This window comes from Ruegeria sp. G7 (assembly GCF_056535465.1).
Window position 1 is genome coordinate 619,876 of the sequence record NZ_JBQFIL010000001.1, and the last position, 20,099, is coordinate 639,974.

The window sequence follows — 20,099 nt, forward strand, 5'->3', positions numbered from 1 at the left end:
TTACTTCTTCTTGCCTTCCTTGCGGAAGATGAACTCGCCCTTGTAGCGGATGCCCTTGCCTTTGTACGGCTCGGGACGGCGCCATTCGCGGATTTTGGCCGCGACTTCGCCCACCTGCTGCTGGTCGATACCTTCCACAACGATCTCGGTCTGCTTCGGCGCGGTGATGGTGACACCTTCCGGAGCAACGAAATCAACATCGTGGCTGTAGCCCAGGTTCAGCTTCAGGGTGTTGCCCTGCATCTGAGCCCGGTAACCAACACCCTGGATCTCCAGCTCTTTTTTGAAGCCTTCAGTCACACCGGTCACCAGATTGGCAACCATGGTGCGGCTCATGCCCCACTGCTGGCGGGCACGCTTGGACATGCCACGAGGGTTGATTTGCACAACGTTGTCTTCGACCGACAGCGTGACGTCATCGGTTGCGGTGAAGCTGCGGGTGCCTTTCGGACCTTTCACTTCGATGGTCTGACCCGACACAGAGGCGGTAACGCCGCTGGGCAGCTCGACCGGTTTTTTACCAATACGAGACATTGCAGACCTCCTTAGAAGACGGTGCAGAGCACTTCGCCGCCAACATTGTTGGAGCGAGCGTTTGCGTCCGACATCACACCTTTCGGAGTGCTGACAATCGACACGCCCAGACCCTGACGGACCTGCGGGATGTCATTGACGCCCATGTAGACGCGACGGCCGGGTTTCGAGACCCGCTTCAGTTCGCGAATAACAGGGGTGCCTTCGTAGTATTTCAGGCTGATTTCGATGGCCGGATGACCGTTTTCACCGGTCGTCTTTTCATAGCCACGGATGTAACCTTCGTCCGCCAGCACGTCCAGAACCCAACCGCGCAGCTTGGATGCGGGGGTGGAAACGGTGGACTTGCCGCGCATTTGCGCGTTGCGGATACGGGTGAGCATATCGCCGATAGGATCATTCATATCTATGTCTCCCTTACCAGCTCGATTTCACCATGCCGGGGATCTGACCAGCAGAACCCAGCTCGCGCAGCGCGATACGGCTGACCTTCAGCTTACGGTAGTAAGCGTGGGGACGACCGGTCAGCTGACAGCGGTTGTGCAGACGGGTAGCCGAGCTGTTGCGCGGCAGTTTCGCCAGTTTCAGACGCGCTTTGAAACGCTCTTCCATCGGGCGGCTCTCGTCATTCGCGATTTCTTTCAGCTCGGCACGCTTTGCGGCATATTTGGCCACCAGGCGCTCGCGCTTCTTCTCGCGTTCGATCATTGCTTTTTTAGCCATGTCTCTATCCTTCCGGCGCTTATGCGTTGAACGGCATGTTGAATGCTTTCAACAGGCTCTTCGCTTCAGCGTCGGTCTTCGCTGTGGTGGCAATTACGATATCCAGGCCCCAGACCTCGTCGACCTTGTCGAAGTCGATTTCCGGGAAGACGATGTGCTCTTTCATGCCCATGGCAAAGTTGCCACGACCATCGAAAGACGGTTTCACACCGCGGAAGTCACGAACGCGCGGCAGCGCGATGGTGATCAGACGATCCAGGAATTCGTACATCCGGTCACCGCGCAGGGTCACTTTCGCACCCAGCGGCATGTCTTCACGGACGCGGAAACCCGCGATCGACTTCTTCGCCTTGGTCGAAACGGCCTGTTGACCGGCAATCGCAGTCAGATCCTCGACAGCAGCTTTGGCTTTCTTCGAGTCTTTGACCGCCTCAGCACCACAACCGATGTTCAGAACGATTTTTTCCAGCTTGGGCAGCTGCATGTCGTTCTTATAGCCGAACTCTTCTTTCAGAGCGGCACGGATGGTTTCAACGTACTGAGCTTTCAGACGCGGGGTGTAGGTTGCGGAATCAAGCATCGATCACGTCCCCTGTGGTCTTGGCGAAGCGCACCTTCTTGTCACCTTCCATGCGGAAGCCAACGCGGGTTGCTTTGCCGTTCTTGTCCAGCAGAGCCAGGTTCGACAGCTCGATCGGGTTTGCCTGAGGCAGGCGGCCACCCTGGCTGTTCTGGGTCTGGCGGGTGTGGCGGATGGCGATGTTGATACCATCGACAACAGCTTTACCGGCTTTGGGGTCAACCGAGGAAATGGTTCCCTCTTTGCCCTTGTCCTTGCCGGCCAGCACGACGACCTTGTCGCCTTTGCGGAGTTTAGCAGCCATGATTACAGCACCTCCGGAGCCAGCGAGATGATTTTCATGAAGTTCTTGCCGCGCAGTTCGCGAACAACGGGGCCAAAGATACGGGTACCTACGGGCTCGTTGTTGTTGTTCAGAATGACGGCGGCGTTGCGATCGAAACGGATCGCGGTGCCGTCTTCGCGACGGACTTCTTTGGCGGTGCGTACGACGACGGCCTTGCGGACGTCCCCTTTCTTTACGCGGCCGCGCGGGATGGCTTCCTTCACCGAGACGACAATGATGTCGCCAACGGAGGCGTATTTACGCTTGGAACCACCCAGGACCTTGATGCACTGAACTCGGCGTGCGCCGGAGTTGTCAGCGACATCCAGATTGGTCTGCATCTGGATCATGTGGTTTCTCCCGACCTGTGGGGGCTGGTCTCGTTAGATCCCCCAGGGTTTCGACAAATGGAAAAGTCCCGGGGGCTTACGCCTCCAGAACCTCCCAACGTTTCGTCTTCGATTTCGGCGCGCATTCGATGATGCGGACTGTATCGCCGACCTTGAAGGCGTTCTTTTCATCGTGAGCCCGGTATTTCTTGGACTTACGGATGGTTTTCTTCAGAACCGGATGCGTAAAGCGGCGTTCGACGGATACGGTTACGGTCTGTTCGTTGGCGTCGCTGGTCACGGTGCCTTGCAGGATACGCTTGGGCATCTGATTACTCCTCGGATGCCGCGGCAGCGGCCTTTTCGTTCAGAATGGTTTTGACACGGGCAGCATTGCGGCGGGCCGCTTTGATACCAGCAGTGTTTTCCAGCTGACCGGTTGCCTGTTGAAAGCGCAGGTTAAAGCTTTCTTTCTTCAGGTTGGCCAGTTCCTCGCGGAGCTGGTCCGGGGTCTTGTCACGCAGTTCTTGGGCGTTCATCGCCTTTTTCCTTTGCTCAAAACACCAGAAGGCCCCCTGACAGGGTCACCTTGGACCTGGTGGATGAATGATAGACATGCGAATCCCCCGACTCGGCCGGGGGACTTGCAGGATGCCGCCGTATAAGGGTTTAAGGGGTGGGTGGCAAGAGGAAGTTTTTTGATGGCAGTATTGTGCTTTTTATCCCGTGACTTCTATCTGAAAGTCACATCTTCAAGCACGACACTGATCTCTGCTTTCTTTCGAAACTTAGCATACGAAGACATCCAACGACTAGCGTTGGTTATGATCGACACTGCCAAGTTATTTCCTTGCTCATCCTCATTATCCCTTTCGAAAAGAGAATCGGAAAAACACATGGAGCGAGTAGAAAAGGGTGGCGTGACTAAATCAAACTCCCTTGTTCGGGGATCGACAAGAACATTTCTCGCCTGACCATTCACCCAAACCTCAAGACTAATCTCGGCCCGCGCAACACGTCTAAAACTATAGTTTGTCAAAGTTACGTTGATTGGAGCAGCTGATCGACAACCATTGTTGTCTGACCCATCCGGATCCCACAACGAGGCTTTGGCGCTAACGCCGTAGAAACTGGAAAAGGTGATTGAAAGCAAGAGAATTGAAACTGCAAGTACTATCAGAATCCAACGAGGCATTGGTTAAAACGTCCTTCAAAATATATTTCGCTCTATTGAGTGTTCTAAGATATTCTGAATTGCAATCGGTACCTCCCAAAAGGGCTCCGCCCGTTCGCCCCTCAATCGCTCCACCGGAGAGATTGCCGCTGCGCGGACCGGGGCTCACTCCCACTTATAGTTAAAACTCACCGAAATCCGCTCATCCTCGGCCATGTTCATCGGCACCTCGTGGCGTAGCCAGCTTTCCCACAGCAGAACATCACCCACCTGCGGCTTCATATAGATGAACGGCTGCAAATCCCGCCGCCCGCCTTTCAGACGCGTCGGCGCGGCCATCATTCGGCCTGAGCGGGGGTCTTCCAGTTTCAGCGCACTCGCCCCTTCGGGCATCGCCACGTAGGTCGTACCCGAGATCACGCTGTGCGGGTGTAGGTGGCTGGAATGCATTCCGCCTTCGGGCAGGATGTTGATCCAGAGGTCCTCAAGTTTCAACTCGCCCTCGCCCAGATCGAACTCCAGATCCTTGGCAAAGGCCGCCACGTGTTGGTCCAGTACGGCAACCAGATCGGCAAAGATCGGAAACCGCCAAGGCAAATCAGTCAGCGAGGCATAGCTGGTATAACCGGGATAGCCGTTCTCTTCACACCAGCCCTGCCCTGCCTCATCATCCTCGGCGATGACAAGGCATGAGTTTTCCAACTCTTCCGCGTCGATCTTGGGATCAAACTCGGACAAAGCTGCGCGATAAAGACGGGTAACGAAGAGTGATTCAATCTGTGCCATGAGCCGGGCATACCCCAGCCCTTTCGGCAAGACCAGACGCTTAGGTCTTGATGGGCCCTTTGCCACAGCGCGGGATCGGGCGACCGCCGTCGGCATAAGCGAGGCACAGCACGATCTCATCCGGTTTCGGCGCGTCCGGAATACTTAGCGTCATCGTGTCGAAATGATCAAACGACCACGGATTGTCCTTGTGGCCAAGCGGCAAGTCAATCACGCAGCCCGGCGCGCCCAGCTTGGCGTTCGAGGGGATCACCGCCTCACCGCCACCTGCAGCGGCGCGCATGGGGGCACCAAGCTTGGGGTGGATCACCGCCCCTGCCTGCTCGAGATCTCCGTTGATGCCAACGATCGCAGCCTTGCCGTATGAAATCGGGACACCCTCCAATTGGGCAACTGCTTCGGCGGCAAGTTCAGGACCCAGAAGGCCACCGATCTCGAACAACTCTGAAAGATCGTCAGAAAACCGGCCAGCCAGCGGGTTCGGGAATACCGCAAGCGCAGCAACCCGGCTGATCGGATCACAAGGCTGGCCCATTTGGTCAGTTGTTATGATTTCCTTGGCAAACACCTTTTTTCGTAGCTGAACCATAGCGTCCCCTCTCAGATCCGATCCAAAGCCTAAGCGCTGGTCGAGAATAGGCAAGGGCACTTCAGATTTGCGTTACCTTGGCCAATTCCGGTGGCATTTAGGCTGGCAATGCAGGGTCCAGTGAATAGATCGATTGCTGCTTACCATCTTGTTCTCAGCCTGCTCTCGATTGGACCCACATTTATGCCCCAGCTTGCCTTTGTCGTTCCCCTCCTTGTTGCCGGATTGATCGGCGAATTGGCCTTCGAGGTCTACGCCTGGTTTGTGTCTCCATTCCTGTTTGGAGTCACCCTTCAGCCCGCCAACCTTGTTATCGCGCTGACCGCCAAGTTCACTGGTCTCGCACTGCCATACGGGGCGGCCTTTGCGATACACTTTCTCATCGGCGTCGTAGGCTTTGCAGGGATAGTCTGGGCTGTAAAGGAAGTAAGCGGACTGGGCCATATCGCGTCAGGTGCATTGGCCGGAGTTGCATTGTGGTTTGTGGCACAAGGTGTTCTGGCACCTTTGGTCGGCCGCAGCTTCATGATGGGGTTCGGCGCCTATACCCAATCCTCATTCATCGCGCATGTTGGGATGACTCTCATCCTCGCCTGGGTTTGGCGCACCTTGGTATCGCGCAGCTCGGCCGAGCCCGATCCCACTTAACACGGGCAGAGCCGGAATATAAAAAGCCCCCGACGCGAACACGCCGGGGGCCTTTTCAAATCGGGGTTTCCCCCAATCACTTACCAGTCTTCGCGAACCACGACGCGGGTCTTGATCGGCAGCTTCATCGCAGCCAGGCGCAGGGCCTCGCGGGCGATGTCGTCATTGACGCCGTCGATCTCGAACATCACGCGACCGGGCTTGACCTTGCAAACCCAGCGGTCGACCGAACCTTTACCTTTACCCATACGAACTTCGATCGGCTTTGCAGTGACCGGAGTGTCGGGGAAGATGCGGATCCAGACGCGGCCCTGACGCTTCATGTGACGCGTCATGGCACGACGTGCAGCTTCGATCTGACGCGCGGTGACGCGCTCAGGCTGCAGGGCTTTCAGGCCGTAGGTGCCAAAGTTCAGATCAGAGCCGCCCTTGGCTTCGCCCTTGATCCGGCCTTTGTGCATCTTGCGGAATTTAGTACGCTTTGGTTGAAGCATATCTTTCCCTCCTTAGCGACGACCGCCACCAGCACCACGAGGTGCAGGGCCGTCCTGGAGTTCCTGTGCTTTACGGTCACGTGCCTGCGGATCGTGCTCCATGATCTCACCTTTGAAGATCCAGACTTTGATCCCGATGATCCCGTAGGGAGTCATCGCTTCGGCATGTGCGTAATCGATGTCGGCACGCAGGGTGTGCAGAGGCACGCGGCCTTCGCGGTACCACTCGGTCCGTGCGATTTCGGCGCCGCCCAGACGACCAGCGACGTTCACCCGGATACCCAGGGCGCCCATGCGCATGGCGTTCTGAACCGACCGCTTCATCGCGCGGCGGAACGAGACGCGGCGCTCCAGCTGCTGAGCAATGGACTCGGCAACCAGCTGCGCGTCAAGCTCGGGCTTGCGCACTTCGACGATGTTCAGGTGCAGTTCGCTGTCGGTCATCCGCGCAAGCTTTTTGCGCAGAACTTCGATGTCTGCACCTTTCTTGCCGATGATGACACCGGGACGTGCTGTGTGGATCGTAACGCGGCACTTCTTGTGCGGACGTTCGATGATCACACGGGCAACACCGGCCTGCTTGCACTCTTTGTTGATGAACTCACGGATCTTGAGGTCTTCCAGCAGAAGATCACCGTAGTCCTTGGTGTCGGCGTACCAGCGGCTGTCCCAGGTGCGGTTGACCTGCAGGCGCATGCCGATCGGATTTACTTTATGACCCATTAGGCTTGCTCCTCAACTTGACGCACCTTGATGGTGATCTCCGAGAACGGCTTCATGATCTTGCCGAAACGGCCACGGGCACGCGGACGACCGCGCTTCATGACCAGGTTCTTGCCAACCCAGGCTTCGGCGACGATCAGCTCGTCAACGTCCAGGTTGTGGTTGTTTTCGGCATTTGCGATTGCGGACTGCAGGCACTTTTTGACGTCCTGCGCGACACGCTTGTTCGAGAAAGTCAGGTCGGTCAGAGCCTTCTCGACTTTCTTGCCGCGGATCATTTGCGCAACCAGGTTCAGTTTCTGCGGGCTGGTGCGAAGCATGCGGGTTTTCGCCATTGCTTCGTTTTCAGCCACGCGGCGGGGGTTCTTTTCCTTGCCCATGACTTACTTCCGCTTCGCTTTTTTGTCTGCGGCGTGGCCATAATAGGTACGGGTCGGCGAGTATTCACCGAACTTCTGACCGATCATGTCTTCCGAGACGTTGACGGGAATGTGCTTCTGGCCATTGTACACACCAAAGGTCAGACCCACGAACTGGGGCAGAATGGTGGAACGACGCGACCAGATTTTGATGACTTCGTTGCGGCCCGACTCGCGCGCTGCTTCGGCTTTTTTCAGCACGTAAGCATCGACGAAAGGACCCTTCCAAACAGAGCGAGACATGGATTAACGTCCCTTCTTCTTGGCGTGCCGCGAGCGGATGATCAGCTTCTGGGACGCTTTGTTCTTGTTGCGGGTACGCTTACCCTTGGTGTCCTTACCCCACGGCGTAACCGGTGTACGGCCACCCGAGGTACGACCTTCACCACCACCGTGCGGGTGATCGATCGGGTTCATTGCAACACCACGAACCGACGGACGAACGCCCTTGTGGCGCATACGACCGGCTTTACCGAGGTTCTGGTTCGAGTTGTCGGGGTTGGACACGGCACCGATGGTGGCCATGCATTCCTGACGGACCATGCGCAGCTCGCCCGAGCTCAGACGGATCTGAGCGTAGCCGCCATCGCGACCAACGAACTGAGCGTAAGTACCGGCCGCACGTGCGATCTGACCGCCTTTGCCGGGCTTCATCTCGATGTTGTGGACGATGGTACCGATGGGCATACCCGAAAACGGCATTGCGTTACCCGGCTTGATGTCAGCTTTTGCCGACGCGATGACTTTGTCACCAACAGCCAGACGCTGCGGAGCCAGGATATATGCCTGCTCGCCGTCTTCGTATTTTACCAGTGCGATGAATGCGGTCCGGTTCGGGTCATATTCGATCCGCTCGACGGTTGCCGCGACATCAAATTTATTCCGTTTGAAGTCAACGATCCGGTAGAGACGCTTTGCGCCACCGCCGCGGCGGCGTGAAGTGATCCGTCCGGTGTTGTTCCGGCCGCCCGATTTGGTCAAACCCTCAGTGAGAGACTTGACCGGACGTCCTTTCCAAAGCTCCGAACGGTCGATCAGCACCAGCCCGCGCTGGCCCGGCGTCGTCGGCTTGTACGACTTGAGTGCCATGCTTTCTGTCTTCCGTTTAGCAAGTGCGAGGGGCGTTCCCTCGCTATGTGATAGGCCCCCGTAGGTGCCAAGGGTATAGGGCCCCGAAGGTCCCCGGTTACAAATATCAGAGGCCCCGGAACGAATCCGAGGCCGCAAGATTGGGTGCATGTAGCAGTGTTGGGGGTGGGTGTCTATAGGGGAAAGAGGCATTAAATCCTCAGTTTTCAATACTTCTCACTCCCACCCCCTTCGAATATCAATTCGATTGCACTTTGGACAATGCACGTTACTAGTTGGTCGGTCTTGCCGACGAGCTTCTTGCGTTTCTTCTTTCGTAAGGACTTCCGCTTCAAAGCGATGCCCACAATTTAGACACCGGTAATAAACTCGTTCAGGCATAGGTAATCCCCGCTTGTTCAATAAATTGATTCCAAAGAAACTCGGCAGCCTGTTGAGCGGTTAACCTGTCGCTCGGACTCCCAAACATCGAAAGCGACGCTTCTAGGAATTGTTCATATTCATCTGATGCAACACTGAATCCGCCATTTGCAGTGTTCTCAGAGGCGTTCTCGTTGAATGAATAGTAAATATCTCCTAGTGCGTAGTCTGCACTTCGGCAGTGGACCGTCAAATGCGCCACACCGCGATGTCGTTCTTGATTTATCACAGTACAGCCAAAGGACGCAGGACCTCGATTCACAAATCGACCCCTTATCCCTTCAACAGCGTCTATCTCCGAAATCGCTCGCTCGAAGTAATCCTTCATTGTAGCGAATGAAGCTTCACGGAACTCGCTCCGATCGATCTCGTCAAAGTCACGCTTCACTCTGTAGCGTGGCATTTCTTCCAAGTTCGGTTTGGATATTTCAACAGCGTCAGTCCGCAGTGTTTTTGAAGATTGTGCCTCAATAATGCGGCGTAGTTCCTGAACAATATTCAAGTATGCATTGTTCTCATTCGCCCATTCACTAACGGGTTTGCCGTCCTTCGGAACCGCTTTCAATTGCCGCAATTCTGGCATCGCAGCCCAGTCGCAAGGCTGTATGATGATTGGGACTACCCTTGCTTCTTTGGCTTGGTGTCTCTCCAACGCGCGGGCCATTTCACGTTCTACACAGTAGTTCGACGCGATAAAGTCAGGGCTTATCATAAGCAAGAAGAGGTCAGCAACTTCTAACTCTTGAGAGATTTCATCGTTCAATACATCACCCGCCAATATTTCGCGATCATACCATGCTGCTATACGACCCTCTCGTTGAAGGTTTGCAAGATGGACATGCAGTCGCTCTAGTGCCGGTGTATCGTGGTGAGAATACGAAATGAAAATGCGCATAAATTTAAAACCTTGCCATCGACAGTTGCCCTTTTGTTCCATCTAGGAGCCAGCCTTAATGAATGCAATAGCACGAATGCGAAACTCCTTATTGGTGTATTTTTTCTACTCTTTTTTGAGAACTGCAAAAACCCCTGCTTAAGCGAGGTTGTTTCTCTCTCTCCAAAGACGGATTCGACTAGAGACCGGTGGACACGTCAATGATGTTACCCTCTTTCAGGGTCACACATGCTTTTTTGACGTCTTTCCACTTGCCCAACCAAGCGCGGGACAAGGCCGAAGGCCGCCGCGCCAGCGACTGCCCGTCCCGGCGGGCTGGCGCTTTGGGGACGTTTGTGCCTCGGTGTGAATTCGGATGTGTTTGGCACCATAAAGTGCCCAGATCAGCCGTTGCAGCGCCATCCCACGGGCAGTCGCTGGCGCGGCTTGTGCTCTGGTCCAACAAAAAACCCCCGCTCTCGCGGGGGCCTTTATCTTTCTCCACAAACGTGATCCGATCAAAGACCGGTGCTCACGTCGATGGTGTTCCCCTCTTCCAGGGTCACATATGCTTTTTTGACGTCTTTCCGACGGCCCAGCTGGCCACGGAACCGCTTGACCTTGCCTTTGGTCACGGTGGTGTTCACCGCTTTGACCTTCACACCAAACAGCGCCTCAACGGCCTCTTTGATCTGCGGCTTGTTGCTGTCGATCGCCACTTCAAAGACAACCGCGCCATTTTCGGACGCCATGGTCGACTTTTCGGTGATGATCGGCTTGCGGATCACGTCGTAGTGTTCTGCCTTCGCGCTCATTTCAGACGAGCCTCCAGTGCTTCGACAGCCGCTTTGGTGAGCACCAGAGTGTCACGCTTGAGGATGTCATAGACGTTTGCGCCCATCGTCGGCAGGATATCCAGGCCTTCGATGTTCTTGGACGCTTTCAGGAACCCTTCGTTCACGGTCGCGCCGTCGATGACCAGAGCACGTTTCCAGCCCAGGTTTGCAACCTGTTTGGCCAGAGCGGCGGTCTTGCCTTCGGCTTCGGCGTTCTCGATCACGACCAGCTCACCCGCCTTGGCTTTGGCCGACAGAGCGTGGCGCAGGCCAAGCTTGCGGAACTTCTTGGGCAGGTCGTGGCCGTGCGAACGCACGACGGGGCCTTTGTAGATACCACCACCACGGAAGATCGGCGCGTTACGGTCACCATGGCGTGCGCCACCGGTGCCCTTCTGGCGATAGATCTTCTTGGTCGAGTAGCTGGTTTCCGAGCGGGTCTTGACCTTGTGAGTGCCGGCCTGCGCATTGTTACGCTGCCAACGGACCACACGGTGCAGGATGTCCGCACGCGGCTCGAGACCGAACAGATCGGCGTTCAGCTCGATGTCGCCGGCTTTGCCGCCGTCCAGTTTGATTACATCAAGTTTCATGCTTCACCACCTTCCGCGGGCGCTTCTTCCGCAGGTGCTTCGGTTGCAGCCGATTTCACAGCAGCCGGGAAAGGCAGGCCTTCCGGTGCTTTCTTCTTCACGGCGTCCTTGACGGTGACCCAGCCCGATTTCGGTCCAGGAACGGCGCCCTTGATGAAGACCAGGTTCCGGTCGGCGTCGGTTTTGACGACTTCCAGGTTCTGGGTGGTGACACGGGCAGCACCCATGTGACCGGCCATCTTCTTGCCTTTGAAAACCTTGCCCGGATCCTGACACTGACCGGTCGAACCGTGCGAACGGTGGCTGATCGAAACACCGTGCGAGGCGCGCAGACCACCAAAGTTCCAACGCTTCATCGCACCGGCAAAGCCTTTACCGATCGAGGTGCCCGAAACGTCAACTTTCTGACCTTCCAGGAAGTGTTCTGCCGAAATCTCGGCGCCCACATCAATCAGGCCATCTTCGGAGACGCGGAACTCGGCCAACTTACGCTTGGGCTCGACCTTGGCAGCGGCATAGTGACCGCGCATGGCTTTCGAGGTGCGTTTTGCTTTGGCAGCACCGGCGCCCAGCTGAACAGCAGTGTAGCCGTCTTTGTCAGCGGTACGCTGTGCAACAACCTGCAGGTTGTCCAGGTGCAGAACGGTCACAGGGATCTGCTTGCCGTCTTCCATGAACAGGCGGGTCATGCCAACTTTTTTTGCGATAATACCAGAGCGCATTCTCATACCCTCCGATTACGACTGCAGCTTGATCTCGACGTCCACACCAGCAGCGAGGTCGAGCTTCATCAGCGCGTCAACGGTCTGGGGGGTCGGATCAACGATGTCGAGCAGACGCTTGTGCGTGCGGATCTCGAACTGGTCGCGGGATTTCTTGTCAACGTGAGGGCCACGGAGAACCGTGAACTTCTCAATCTTGTTCGGCAGCGGGATCGGGCCGCGCACGTTCGCGCCGGTCCGCTTGGCAGTGTTGACGATCTCTTGCGTGCTGGCATCCAGAACGCGATAGTCAAATGCCTTCAGCCGAATACGGATATTTTGGCTTTGCATAGATACAGCCTTTTATCAGGCGTTGAGGTTGAGAGGAGGACAGACGCGCATCGCCAACCCTCTTCGAACCCAAAAGGCGGGAATCACCCCGCCTTGATGTTCTTGATGAGAACTCGCGCGTATTAGTGGGGTTGGTGGGGTTTGGCAAGAGTTAATTCGAACCAATCAACCCCATCCCCATGAGCACCCATCTGCTTGTATTTTTGTCCAACGGGCTACCTCGGCCCTTAAACCCGCGCATGTCGCCAAACGGTTTAAAACCGGCATCGCTAGCGACTTGTTCATTCAATTTGTGAGCATATCGCAGCGCAGATATAACAGCGTTTCGCTTTTCGCCTTCGGATACGGCCTTTCCATGGAGAATCCTATCTCTGATCTTCTCGGCTTGTTCGGCGTCCTCAACAATTCTCGCCGCAACCTTCTTCCCGGTCACTTTCCTATACATGTCTCGAAAACCCCTACGAGTCATATGAAAGTCATCGACCACGTCACGAGCAAGTTTCGTATCCACACGATGTAGCCTGACAATTGCTCCATGAAGCGTTTTGTTTTGAGCTAGTTCGATCTGCGCAAAGAGATAGCTTAGAGAAACGTCCCAAGGGAATTTCCTCGCCAATTCAGGAAAGTGTTCGAGATAGACTTTGAGGGATTCAGGTAGTTGGTCAAACTCCTTCAAAATACCTGCGGTACGCGGAATTCCCATAAGTGCTCCTTTTTAATTAGTTTTAGCAAAAATTCTTTTCGCTAGCTTAAGCAGTTGGATGCTTGAAAAGATAACGGGTTCTCTTTTGTCGACAAACCAAAAAGGCCGCCCCTGATTGGGAGCGGCCTTCTTTGGTTCGGTGGTGTGGGCTCTCATTGCTCTTTCAGAGCAACTGCCGCCCACCAGTCGGCAGAGCCGACTTACTCGATGATTTTCGACACGCTTTTCTGGTGCGTCTCGGGATTATTGAATTCAAACAAAAAGGGCGTCCCGAGGGACGCCCTTTCCGTCTGATCATTCGCTTGCGCGAATTATTCAATAATCTTCGACACAACGCCAGCACCGACGGTGCGGCCGCCTTCGCGGATGGCGAAGCGCAGGCCGTTTTCCATCGCGATCGGTGCGATCAGCTCAACGCCGAACGACACGTTGTCGCCGGGCATGACCATCTCGGTGCCTTCGGCCAGAGTTACGGTGCCGGTCACGTCCGTGGTCCGGAAGTAGAACTGAGGACGGTAGTTCGCGAAGAACGGGGTGTGACGACCGCCTTCTTCCTTGGTCAGGATGTAGGCTTCGGCTTCGAACTTGGTGTGCGGTGTAACCGAACCCGGCTTACACAGAACCTGGCCACGCTCAACGCCGTCACGGTCAACACCACGCAGCAGGGCGCCGATGTTGTCGCCTGCTTCACCGCGGTCCAGCAGCTTGCGGAACATTTCAACGCCGGTGCAGGTGGTTTTCGAAGTGTCGCGGATGCCGACGATTTCAATCTCGTCGCCAACGTTGATCACGCCACGCTCAACACGGCCGGTCACAACAGTACCACGGCCCGAGATCGAGAACACGTCTTCGATCGGCATCAGGAACGGCTGGTCAACAGCGCGCTCAGGGGTGTCGATGTAGTCATCAACAGCCGCCATAAGTTCCTTGATCTTCTCTTCGCCGATTTCCGGGTTGTTGCCTTCCATCGCGGCCAGAGCCGAACCTGCGATGATCGGAATATCGTCGCCGGGGTAGTCGTAGCTGGACAGCAGCTCGCGCACTTCCATCTCAACCAGTTCCAGCAGCTCTTCGTCGTCAACCTGGTCCACTTTGTTCATGAACACAACCATCTTCGGGATGCCAACCTGGCGGCCCAGCAGGATGTGCTCGCGGGTCTGCGGCATCGGGCCGTCAGCAGCGTTCACAACCAGGATCGCGCCGTCCATCTGAGCGGCACCGGTGATCATGTTCTTGACGTAGTCGGCGTGGCCGGGGCAGTCGACGTGCGCGTAGTGGCGGTTGTCGGTCTCGTATTCCACGTGGGCGGTCGAGATGGTGATGCCGCGCGCTTTCTCTTCCGGCGCACCGTCGATCTGGTCATACGCTTTGAAGTCACCGAAATACTTGGTGATTGCTGCGGTCAGCGTGGTCTTGCCGTGGTCAACGTGGCCAATCGTGCCGATGTTGACGTGCGGTTTTGTACGCTCAAACTTTTCCTTTGCCATGATGGCCTCCTTTTTCGGTAATGAAGGGAGCGTGATACCCACGCTCCCTCAAATCTTCGCTTATGCGTATTTCGCCTGGATCTCGTCCGAGATGTTCTGCGGAACCGGATCGTAGTGGTCGAACTGCATGGTGAACTGGGCACGGCCCGACGACATCGAACGCAGGGTGTTGATGTAGCCGAACATGTTCGCCAGCGGAACAAACGCGTCAATCGCGATGGCGTTGCCGCGCGGTTCCTGACCAGACACCTGGCCACGACGCGAGGTCAGGTCGCCGATGATACCGCCGGTGTATTCTTCCGGGGTGATCACTTCGACCTTCATGATCGGTTCCAGCAGTTTCGCGCCAGCTTTGCGCATGCCTTCACGCATACACATACGGGCCGCGATTTCGAACGCCAGAACGCTCGAGTCAACGTCGTGGAACTTACCGTCCAGCAGGGCAACCTTGAAGTCGATCACGGGGAAGCCAGCCAGAGGGCCGCTGTCCATGACCGAGTTGATGCCTTTTTCAACACCGGGGATGTATTCCTTCGGAACGGCACCACCAACGATGCGGCTTTCGAACGAATAGCCTTCGCCTGCTTCGGTCGGCTGGATCTCCAGCTTGACTTCCGCGAACTGACCCGAACCACCCGACTGTTTCTTGTGGGTGTAGGTGTGTTCGACCGGCATCGAGATGGTTTCGCGATAGGCCACCTGCGGTGCACCAATGTTCGCTTCCACCTTGAACTCGCGCTTCAGACGGTCAACCAGGATGTCCAGGTGAAGTTCGCCCATGCCCTTCATGATGGTCTGACCGGATTCCAGATCAGTTTCCACACGGAAGGACGGGTCTTCGGCGGCCAGACGGGCCAGACCCTGGGACATCTTTTCCTGGTCGCCTTTGGTTTTGGGCTCGACCGCGATCTCGATCACCGGATCGGGGAAGGTCATGGTTTCCAGAACCACCGGATCCTTCGCATCACACAGGGTGTCACCGGTGGTGGTGTCTTTCAGACCCGCCAGCGCGATGATGTCGCCTGCAAACGCTTCTTCGATCTCTTCCCGGTTGTTGGAGTGCATCATCATCATACGACCGATGCGCTCTTTCTTACCTTTGGTCGAGTTCAGGATCGAGTCACCCTTGTTCATGGTGCCCGAGTAGATCCGGGTGAAGGTCAGCGAGCCAACGAAGGGGTCGTTCATGATTTTGAACGCCAGACCCGAGAAGGCCATGTCGTCATCGGCACGACGTGCGATATCACGAACTTCTTCCTCGTCGCCGGGTTTGAAGCCCATGTAATCAACAACGTCCAGCGGGCTGGGCAGATAGTCGATCACAGCGTTGAGCAGCGGCTGAACGCCTTTGTTCTTGAACGCCGAACCACCCAGAACCGGAACGAACGCGATGTCCAGAGTACCTTTGCGCAGCAGTTTGCGCAGGGTCGGAACGTCGGGCTCATTGCCTTCCAGATATTCCATCATCGCGTCGTCGTCCATTTCGACGGCCGCTTCGATCATCTTGCCGCGCCATTCGTCAGCCATGTCTTTCAGGCTGTCGCGGATCGGAGCTTTGATCCAGCTTGCGCCCAGATCTTCGCCCTGCCACAGCCATTCTTCCATGGTGACCAGGTCGATCAGACCTTCCAGCTCGGACTCGGCACCAATCGGAATACCAACCGGAACAGCGCGTGCGCCGGTGCGGTCTTCGATCATGCGAACGCAGTTGAAGAAATCTGCGCCGATCTTGTCCATTTTGTTGACGAAAACCATACGCGGAACCTTGTAGCGGTCAGCCTGACGCCACACGGTTTCGGTCTGGGGCTCAACACCGGCGTTTGCGTCCAGAACGCAAACGGCACCGTCGAGAACCGCCAGCGAACGTTCGACTTCGATGGTGAAGTCAACGTGGCCGGGGGTGTCGATGATGTTCAGGCGGTGCTTAGGGGTATCGGCGGTCTGACCGTCTTCGGTGCGTTCCCAGAAAGTGGTGGTCGCAGCCGAGGTGATGGTGATGCCGCGTTCCTGCTCCTGCTCCATCCAGTCCATGGTGGCTGCACCATCGTGCACCTCACCGATGTTGTGGGATTTACCAGTGTAATACAGGATACGCTCCGAACAGGTGGTCTTACCTGCGTCGATGTGCGCCATGATACCGAAGTTACGGTACAGTTCGAGCGGATATTCGCGTGCCATTTTTGATAAGCCTCTGAATTACCAACGGTAGTGGCTGAAGGCTTTGTTCGCCTCGGCCATCTTGTGGGTGTCTTCGCGCTTTTTCACAGCAGTACCGCGCGACTGAACGGCGTCCAGCAGCTCGCCTGCAAGGCGCTCTTCCATGGTGTTTTCGTTGCGACCGCGTGCAGCAGTGATCAGCCAGCGGATGGCCAGTGCTTCGCGGCGCTCGGGGCGGACTTCGACCGGAACCTGATAGGTTGCACCACCAACCCGGCGCGAGCGAACCTCGACCGACGGTTTGATGTTGTCGAGCGCTTCGTGGAACACTTCGACAGGGGCGCGCTTGATCTTGTTCTCAACGCGGTCAAAGGCGTTGTAAACGATGCGCTCTGCGACCGACTTTTTGCCGTCGATCATCAGGTTGTTCATGAATTTGGTCAGAACCTTGTCGCCAAATTTGGCGTCAGGCAGGACTTCGCGTTTTTCGGCGGCGTGACGACGTGACATATCAGCCTCTCCTTCTTACTTGGGACGCTTCGCGCCGTATTTCGAACGACGTTGCTTACGGTCTTTGACGCCCTGAGTATCCAGAACACCGCGCAGGATGTGGTAACGCACACCGGGAAGGTCTTTCACACGGCCGCCACGGATCAGAACAACCGAGTGTTCCTGCAGGTTGTGGCTTTCACCGGGGATGTACGAGATGACCTCGAACCCGTTGGTCAGGCGCACTTTGGCAACCTTACGCATAGCCGAGTTCGGCTTTTTCGGTGTGGTGGTATACACACGGGTGCAGACGCCGCGTTTCTGCGGGCACTGCTCCAGGTGCATGGACTTCGAGCGTTTTACTTTGGGCTGCCGCGGCTTACGGATCAGCTGTTGAATAGTTGGCATTCCGGTTTCTTCCCCGTTTTGCAACACACATGACATGCACGCGGGTTGCGTGCGGTTAAATTCGCTGCACTCATGCGTCCACAAGCGCAAAACCCGCGAGCGTTCCCATTCCGAGGTGAACGTCGCGGTTTGTTATCAGAGGGCGCGAACGACAAAACTGTCCGGGCCTTGACCAGTTCATTACTGAAATCGGTTATGGGGCGGCCCCCGGTACCGAGATGACGCGCGTAATAGGGGGAGTCGGCCCAAGTGTCAACAGCATCCGGGTCCGTGTGCCCCACGGGCCGGATTGCGCTGATTTATCAGGCTGCCCAGCGTCGTTCCAGCCCTTGTGCCCGGTTGCGGGCCGGAAAAGGCAAAGGCATAGTCTGCCCAAGCCAATTCTGACGGGTGCCCCATGCAAATTCTCGGCCTGTGCCGCTTTTCCTACCCCGCCCTCGGAGGGTTTCAGACCGAACATGAAACCGTCGAAGAACGCCGCCGCTATCTCTATAACCCCGCCCGTCTTGAGGAACGGTTCCGCCTGTTCGAGGCCTCGACCCTCCCCTGTTTCCGTGAACAGACCGATGAGGATTTCAACTTCCTGATCGTGATCGGGGATTGCCTGCCCAAACCGGCCTTTGACCGGCTGCATGATCTGACCGCAGGGATGAAGCAGGTTCAGATCATCCAGAAATCCGCCGACACCCAGAGGAGGCCGCGTCAGGTCATGAGATCGGTGCTGAATGCGGCCCGCACCGATCCCGATCAGCCCTGTATCCAGTTCCGGCATGACGATGACGATGCGGTCTCGGTCGATCTGGTCGAGCGCCTGCGCATTGCAGCGGGGGACAGTGCGGGGCTGCTGGCAAACAATCAGATGGTCGGCATCGACTACAGCCTTGGGTATTTTGCTCGGTTCGGTCCCAACGGCATCCGCGCGTCAGAGGTCTACAAACCCATGCTGGGGGTCGCGCAGGGCATGTATATCGCGGGCGGGTGTACCCAGTCGGTCATGAATTTCACGCATCACCGCATCGCACGGTTCATGCCTGTCATCAGCTACTCGGATGCGCCGATGTGGGTGCGAACGCTGAACGGGTTCAACGATTCCAAACACGCGCGGAACAACAAGGATGAATTTGAGGCTCTGACGCCCGAGCTAGAGGGCGAATTCATAGCGCGCTTTGCCATCGATCAGGACGTGGTGCGGCGGGTTCACTCGGCCTGAGTGGACCTTTCCCGGAACAGGGTGAATAGCCCTGCCCCGACAACCAAAGCCGCGCCCAGCATCGTCACTGCATCAGGCCAGTCGCCAAAGACCAACCAGCCCAGCACCAAGGCCCAGATCAGGCTGGAATAGCGGAACGGCGCGACAAAACCGACCTCGCCCACGCGCATCACCATGACGCTGAACAAATAGCCGCTGAGGACAAAGACAGCAGCGGATACCGTGAGCGCGCCGGCAGTCAGCGGAACTGGCACCCAGCACTCAAAGACCGAAACCACCGCAGCGGTCACCGTGATCGTCAGCGATGTAGCCAGTGTGACCACCATCGACGGCACCTCGGCCGACATCCGCCGCGTGATCAGGTCCCGCAGGGTGACCGATGCAACCGCAATCAGCGCGTAGACGGCATAAAGGCTGAATCCATCTGGACCGGGGCGCACGATCAACAGCATCCCGGCAAAGCCAAGCGCAATCGCGGTGATCCGCCGCCAGCCGATATGCTCGCCAAACACCAAGGCCGCCCCAAGCGTAACCGTCAGCGGCAGCGCCTGCAGCACCGCCGTCACATTGGCCAGCGGCATATGCTTGAGAGCAGTCAGAAAGAAGAAAGTGGCGGACAACTCACTAAGGCAGCGCAGGGCGATCAGCCCCTTGTCATGGCGCGGAAAGTTCAGATGCAGCGCGCCCAGATGCCGGGCCAGCAGAAAGACCAAAGCGGTCGCCACTGCGCCCCGGATCGCAACCAGTTGAAACAGCGGCAAATCCTGCAGCGCAACTTTGACCAGCGTGTCATTAACGGTAAAACCCGCCATGCTGCCCATCATCAGCAGCGCGCCTTTCATATTCGGGGTCATTCGGCCTTGATCCAATCGCACGTGAACGGGGCCATTGGCGGGCCAGCTCCGCCCGATGTCAACGTCTCAATGAAGACCCTGCTGACAGAGCCCTGCGCTCTGCTATGGTGAAATCCAGCCAAATCAAAGAGGTATACCGTGATCGAAGGCCTAAGTCACATGACGTTCATCGTAAAAGACCTCGACAAGATGGAGGAGATGCTGACAACCGTTCTGGATGCCAGAAAGATCTATGACAGCGGCGACCGAACATTTTCCCTGTCCAAAGAACGCTTCTTCGACATCGGCGGCATTTGGGTTGCCACGATGGAGGGCGACCCGCTGGCCGAAAAAACTTACAATCATGTCGCCTTCAAGATGGGTGAAGATGAATATGACGATCGGTTGCAGCGCATCCAGTCCCTCGGCCTCGAAGTGCGAGAAGGCCGGTCGCGGGTTTCGGGCGAAGGGCACTCGATCTATTTCTATGATCACGACAATCACATGTTCGAGTTGCACAGCGGCACACTGGAAGAGCGGTTGAGACGTTACGCCCAAAGCTGACTTGGGGGCCTGAAACTTGAAAAGTTTCAGGGGCGGTTTCTTTTCAAGAAACCGGGCACC

The 20,099-nt window shown here is 56.6% G+C and carries 30 protein-coding genes; 3 read left to right on the top strand and 27 right to left on the bottom strand.

The window, feature by feature from the left end; all coding sequences use genetic code 11:
* From rplF to ACR3EN_RS03135, 10 genes are all read right to left on the bottom strand, one after another.
* Complete coding sequence (rplF, locus tag ACR3EN_RS03090) at positions 1 to 534, bottom strand: 50S ribosomal protein L6 (RefSeq protein WP_480819095.1); 534 nt, start codon at positions 532 to 534, stop codon at positions 1 to 3.
* Positions 535 to 545: 11 nt separating this feature from the next.
* Positions 546 to 938: a 30S ribosomal protein S8 gene (gene rpsH / locus ACR3EN_RS03095; RefSeq protein ID WP_068340741.1), complete on the bottom strand. Its 393-nt coding sequence runs from the start codon at positions 936 to 938 to the stop codon at positions 546 to 548.
* Positions 939 to 951: 13 nt separating this feature from the next.
* Positions 952 to 1,257, bottom strand: a complete 306-nt coding sequence (gene rpsN / locus ACR3EN_RS03100) for a 30S ribosomal protein S14 (protein WP_068340744.1) — start codon at positions 1,255 to 1,257, stop codon at positions 952 to 954.
* Between the two features lie 19 nt (positions 1,258 to 1,276).
* Positions 1,277 to 1,837, bottom strand: coding sequence for a 50S ribosomal protein L5 (rplE, locus tag ACR3EN_RS03105; protein WP_480870334.1), 561 nt, complete (start codon positions 1,835 to 1,837; stop codon positions 1,277 to 1,279).
* On the bottom strand, positions 1,830 to 2,141 hold the full coding sequence (gene rplX, locus ACR3EN_RS03110) for a 50S ribosomal protein L24 (RefSeq protein WP_155148683.1): 312 nt from the start codon (positions 2,139 to 2,141) through the stop codon (positions 1,830 to 1,832). Before rplX ends, rplE begins: the two co-directional genes overlap by 8 nt.
* A gap of 2 nt (positions 2,142 to 2,143) precedes the next feature.
* Positions 2,144 to 2,512, bottom strand: a complete 369-nt coding sequence (gene rplN, locus ACR3EN_RS03115; RefSeq protein WP_008757934.1) for a 50S ribosomal protein L14 — start codon at positions 2,510 to 2,512, stop codon at positions 2,144 to 2,146.
* A 76-nt stretch (positions 2,513 to 2,588) separates the two neighbouring features.
* Positions 2,589 to 2,819 carry a 30S ribosomal protein S17 gene (rpsQ, locus tag ACR3EN_RS03120; protein WP_068340771.1) on the bottom strand — a complete coding sequence of 77 codons (231 nt, stop codon included), beginning with the start codon at positions 2,817 to 2,819 and terminating at the stop codon, positions 2,589 to 2,591.
* A gap of 4 nt (positions 2,820 to 2,823) precedes the next feature.
* Complete coding sequence (rpmC, locus tag ACR3EN_RS03125; protein WP_010437082.1) at positions 2,824 to 3,030, bottom strand: 50S ribosomal protein L29; 207 nt, start codon at positions 3,028 to 3,030, stop codon at positions 2,824 to 2,826.
* Positions 3,031 to 3,830: 800 nt separating this feature from the next.
* Positions 3,831 to 4,451: a 2OG-Fe(II) oxygenase family protein gene (locus tag ACR3EN_RS03130; protein ID WP_480819092.1), complete on the bottom strand. Its 621-nt coding sequence runs from the start codon at positions 4,449 to 4,451 to the stop codon at positions 3,831 to 3,833.
* Positions 4,452 to 4,491: 40 nt separating this feature from the next.
* Positions 4,492 to 5,040 carry an amino acid synthesis family protein gene (locus ACR3EN_RS03135; RefSeq protein ID WP_480819091.1) on the bottom strand — a complete coding sequence of 183 codons (549 nt, stop codon included), beginning with the start codon at positions 5,038 to 5,040 and terminating at the stop codon, positions 4,492 to 4,494.
* 183 nt (positions 5,041 to 5,223) lie between these two features.
* On the opposite strand from ACR3EN_RS03135, the gene ACR3EN_RS03140 reads away from it, so the two are divergent.
* On the top strand, positions 5,224 to 5,688 hold the full coding sequence (locus ACR3EN_RS03140; RefSeq protein WP_480819090.1) for a hypothetical protein: 465 nt from the start codon (positions 5,224 to 5,226) through the stop codon (positions 5,686 to 5,688).
* A gap of 80 nt (positions 5,689 to 5,768) precedes the next feature.
* Here the strand turns inward: ACR3EN_RS03140 and rplP are convergent, their stop codons facing one another.
* From rplP to rpsL, 16 genes are all read right to left on the bottom strand, one after another.
* On the bottom strand, positions 5,769 to 6,182 hold the full coding sequence (gene rplP, locus ACR3EN_RS03145) for a 50S ribosomal protein L16 (protein WP_117872242.1): 414 nt from the start codon (positions 6,180 to 6,182) through the stop codon (positions 5,769 to 5,771).
* Positions 6,183 to 6,194: 12 nt separating this feature from the next.
* A complete protein-coding gene (gene rpsC / locus ACR3EN_RS03150; protein ID WP_008758042.1) occupies positions 6,195 to 6,905 on the bottom strand; it encodes a 30S ribosomal protein S3 in 711 nt (236 codons plus the stop codon).
* Positions 6,905 to 7,285 (bottom strand): 50S ribosomal protein L22, encoded by a 381-nt coding sequence (gene rplV / locus ACR3EN_RS03155; RefSeq protein WP_039538267.1) that lies wholly within the window; start codon positions 7,283 to 7,285, stop codon positions 6,905 to 6,907. Before rplV ends, rpsC begins: the two co-directional genes overlap by 1 nt.
* Before the next feature lie 3 nt (positions 7,286 to 7,288).
* Complete coding sequence (gene rpsS, locus ACR3EN_RS03160; protein ID WP_005980699.1) at positions 7,289 to 7,567, bottom strand: 30S ribosomal protein S19; 279 nt, start codon at positions 7,565 to 7,567, stop codon at positions 7,289 to 7,291.
* A gap of 3 nt (positions 7,568 to 7,570) precedes the next feature.
* Positions 7,571 to 8,413, bottom strand: coding sequence for a 50S ribosomal protein L2 (rplB, locus tag ACR3EN_RS03165; RefSeq protein WP_170531634.1), 843 nt, complete (start codon positions 8,411 to 8,413; stop codon positions 7,571 to 7,573).
* Positions 8,414 to 8,786: 373 nt separating this feature from the next.
* Entirely contained in the window at positions 8,787 to 9,770 is a 984-nt protein-coding gene (locus tag ACR3EN_RS03170) for a toll/interleukin-1 receptor domain-containing protein (protein ID WP_480819089.1), read from the bottom strand.
* A gap of 136 nt (positions 9,771 to 9,906) precedes the next feature.
* Positions 9,907 to 10,170, bottom strand: coding sequence for a hypothetical protein (locus ACR3EN_RS03175; RefSeq protein ID WP_480819088.1), 264 nt, complete (start codon positions 10,168 to 10,170; stop codon positions 9,907 to 9,909).
* 55 nt (positions 10,171 to 10,225) lie between these two features.
* Positions 10,226 to 10,522: a 50S ribosomal protein L23 gene (locus tag ACR3EN_RS03180; protein WP_008757532.1), complete on the bottom strand. Its 297-nt coding sequence runs from the start codon at positions 10,520 to 10,522 to the stop codon at positions 10,226 to 10,228.
* On the bottom strand, positions 10,519 to 11,136 hold the full coding sequence (rplD, locus tag ACR3EN_RS03185) for a 50S ribosomal protein L4 (protein ID WP_170463489.1): 618 nt from the start codon (positions 11,134 to 11,136) through the stop codon (positions 10,519 to 10,521). The genes ACR3EN_RS03180 and rplD overlap by 4 nt, the downstream gene beginning before the upstream one ends.
* On the bottom strand, positions 11,133 to 11,858 hold the full coding sequence (gene rplC, locus ACR3EN_RS03190; RefSeq protein ID WP_008758167.1) for a 50S ribosomal protein L3: 726 nt from the start codon (positions 11,856 to 11,858) through the stop codon (positions 11,133 to 11,135). Before rplC ends, rplD begins: the two co-directional genes overlap by 4 nt.
* A gap of 15 nt (positions 11,859 to 11,873) precedes the next feature.
* The gene (gene rpsJ, locus ACR3EN_RS03195) at positions 11,874 to 12,188 is read right to left on the bottom strand and encodes a 30S ribosomal protein S10 (protein ID WP_008756422.1); all 315 of its coding nucleotides are present in this window, start codon (positions 12,186 to 12,188) and stop codon (positions 11,874 to 11,876) included.
* A gap of 151 nt (positions 12,189 to 12,339) precedes the next feature.
* Entirely contained in the window at positions 12,340 to 12,891 is a 552-nt protein-coding gene (locus ACR3EN_RS03200; protein ID WP_480819087.1) for a hypothetical protein, read from the bottom strand.
* Between the two features lie 311 nt (positions 12,892 to 13,202).
* Positions 13,203 to 14,378, bottom strand: a complete 1,176-nt coding sequence (gene tuf, locus ACR3EN_RS03205) for an elongation factor Tu (RefSeq protein WP_480826044.1) — start codon at positions 14,376 to 14,378, stop codon at positions 13,203 to 13,205.
* Positions 14,379 to 14,438: 60 nt separating this feature from the next.
* The gene (fusA, locus tag ACR3EN_RS03210) at positions 14,439 to 16,556 is read right to left on the bottom strand and encodes an elongation factor G (RefSeq protein ID WP_480825442.1); all 2,118 of its coding nucleotides are present in this window, start codon (positions 16,554 to 16,556) and stop codon (positions 14,439 to 14,441) included.
* 18 nt (positions 16,557 to 16,574) lie between these two features.
* Positions 16,575 to 17,045 (bottom strand): 30S ribosomal protein S7, encoded by a 471-nt coding sequence (rpsG, locus tag ACR3EN_RS03215; RefSeq protein ID WP_039529242.1) that lies wholly within the window; start codon positions 17,043 to 17,045, stop codon positions 16,575 to 16,577.
* Positions 17,046 to 17,060: 15 nt separating this feature from the next.
* Positions 17,061 to 17,432, bottom strand: a complete 372-nt coding sequence (gene rpsL, locus ACR3EN_RS03220; RefSeq protein ID WP_005621086.1) for a 30S ribosomal protein S12 — start codon at positions 17,430 to 17,432, stop codon at positions 17,061 to 17,063.
* Between the two features lie 397 nt (positions 17,433 to 17,829).
* Between rpsL and ACR3EN_RS03225 the strand changes: the two genes are divergently transcribed.
* On the top strand, positions 17,830 to 18,642 hold the full coding sequence (locus tag ACR3EN_RS03225) for a putative rhamnosyl transferase (RefSeq protein ID WP_480825444.1): 813 nt from the start codon (positions 17,830 to 17,832) through the stop codon (positions 18,640 to 18,642).
* Here ACR3EN_RS03225 and ACR3EN_RS03230 read toward each other — a convergent pair.
* Positions 18,630 to 19,496: a DMT family transporter gene (locus tag ACR3EN_RS03230; RefSeq protein WP_480825446.1), complete on the bottom strand. Its 867-nt coding sequence runs from the start codon at positions 19,494 to 19,496 to the stop codon at positions 18,630 to 18,632. The genes ACR3EN_RS03225 and ACR3EN_RS03230 overlap by 13 nt on opposite strands.
* Before the next feature lie 138 nt (positions 19,497 to 19,634).
* On the opposite strand from ACR3EN_RS03230, the gene fosX reads away from it, so the two are divergent.
* A complete protein-coding gene (gene fosX, locus ACR3EN_RS03235) occupies positions 19,635 to 20,039 on the top strand; it encodes a FosX/FosE/FosI family fosfomycin resistance hydrolase (RefSeq protein ID WP_480534634.1) in 405 nt (134 codons plus the stop codon).
* Positions 20,040 to 20,099: the final 60 nt, after the last annotated feature.

Coding starts and splice junctions, on each gene's coding strand:
- rplF (WP_480819095.1), bottom strand. CDS start 534: ATGTCTCGTATTGGTAAAAAACCGGTCGAGCTGCCCAGCGGCGTTACC.
- rpsH (WP_068340741.1), bottom strand. CDS start 938: ATGAATGATCCTATCGGCGATATGCTCACCCGTATCCGCAACGCGCAA.
- rpsN (WP_068340744.1), bottom strand. CDS start 1,257: ATGGCTAAAAAAGCAATGATCGAACGCGAGAAGAAGCGCGAGCGCCTG.
- rplE (WP_480870334.1), bottom strand. CDS start 1,837: ATGCTTGATTCCGCAACCTACACCCCGCGTCTGAAAGCTCAGTACGTT.
- rplX (WP_155148683.1), bottom strand. CDS start 2,141: ATGGCTGCTAAACTCCGCAAAGGCGACAAGGTCGTCGTGCTGGCCGGC.
- rplN (WP_008757934.1), bottom strand. CDS start 2,512: ATGATCCAGATGCAGACCAATCTGGATGTCGCTGACAACTCCGGCGCA.
- rpsQ (WP_068340771.1), bottom strand. CDS start 2,819: ATGCCCAAGCGTATCCTGCAAGGCACCGTGACCAGCGACGCCAACGAA.
- rpmC (WP_010437082.1), bottom strand. CDS start 3,030: ATGAACGCCCAAGAACTGCGTGACAAGACCCCGGACCAGCTCCGCGAG.
- ACR3EN_RS03130 (WP_480819092.1), bottom strand. CDS start 4,451: ATGGCACAGATTGAATCACTCTTCGTTACCCGTCTTTATCGCGCAGCT.
- ACR3EN_RS03135 (WP_480819091.1), bottom strand. CDS start 5,040: ATGGTTCAGCTACGAAAAAAGGTGTTTGCCAAGGAAATCATAACAACT.
- ACR3EN_RS03140 (WP_480819090.1), top strand. CDS start 5,224: ATGCCCCAGCTTGCCTTTGTCGTTCCCCTCCTTGTTGCCGGATTGATC.
- rplP (WP_117872242.1), bottom strand. CDS start 6,182: ATGCTTCAACCAAAGCGTACTAAATTCCGCAAGATGCACAAAGGCCGG.
- rpsC (WP_008758042.1), bottom strand. CDS start 6,905: ATGGGTCATAAAGTAAATCCGATCGGCATGCGCCTGCAGGTCAACCGC.
- rplV (WP_039538267.1), bottom strand. CDS start 7,285: ATGGGCAAGGAAAAGAACCCCCGCCGCGTGGCTGAAAACGAAGCAATG.
- rpsS (WP_005980699.1), bottom strand. CDS start 7,567: ATGTCTCGCTCTGTTTGGAAGGGTCCTTTCGTCGATGCTTACGTGCTG.
- rplB (WP_170531634.1), bottom strand. CDS start 8,413: ATGGCACTCAAGTCGTACAAGCCGACGACGCCGGGCCAGCGCGGGCTG.
- ACR3EN_RS03170 (WP_480819089.1), bottom strand. CDS start 9,770: ATGGAACAAAAGGGCAACTGTCGATGGCAAGGTTTTAAATTTATGCGC.
- ACR3EN_RS03180 (WP_008757532.1), bottom strand. CDS start 10,522: ATGAGCGCGAAGGCAGAACACTACGACGTGATCCGCAAGCCGATCATC.
- rplD (WP_170463489.1), bottom strand. CDS start 11,136: ATGAAACTTGATGTAATCAAACTGGACGGCGGCAAAGCCGGCGACATC.
- rplC (WP_008758167.1), bottom strand. CDS start 11,858: ATGCGCTCTGGTATTATCGCAAAAAAAGTTGGCATGACCCGCCTGTTC.
- rpsJ (WP_008756422.1), bottom strand. CDS start 12,188: ATGCAAAGCCAAAATATCCGTATTCGGCTGAAGGCATTTGACTATCGC.
- ACR3EN_RS03200 (WP_480819087.1), bottom strand. CDS start 12,891: ATGGGAATTCCGCGTACCGCAGGTATTTTGAAGGAGTTTGACCAACTA.
- tuf (WP_480826044.1), bottom strand. CDS start 14,378: ATGGCAAAGGAAAAGTTTGAGCGTACAAAACCGCACGTCAACATCGGC.
- fusA (WP_480825442.1), bottom strand. CDS start 16,556: ATGGCACGCGAATATCCGCTCGAACTGTACCGTAACTTCGGTATCATG.
- rpsG (WP_039529242.1), bottom strand. CDS start 17,045: ATGTCACGTCGTCACGCCGCCGAAAAACGCGAAGTCCTGCCTGACGCC.
- rpsL (WP_005621086.1), bottom strand. CDS start 17,432: ATGCCAACTATTCAACAGCTGATCCGTAAGCCGCGGCAGCCCAAAGTA.
- ACR3EN_RS03225 (WP_480825444.1), top strand. CDS start 17,830: ATGCAAATTCTCGGCCTGTGCCGCTTTTCCTACCCCGCCCTCGGAGGG.
- ACR3EN_RS03230 (WP_480825446.1), bottom strand. CDS start 19,496: ATGACCCCGAATATGAAAGGCGCGCTGCTGATGATGGGCAGCATGGCG.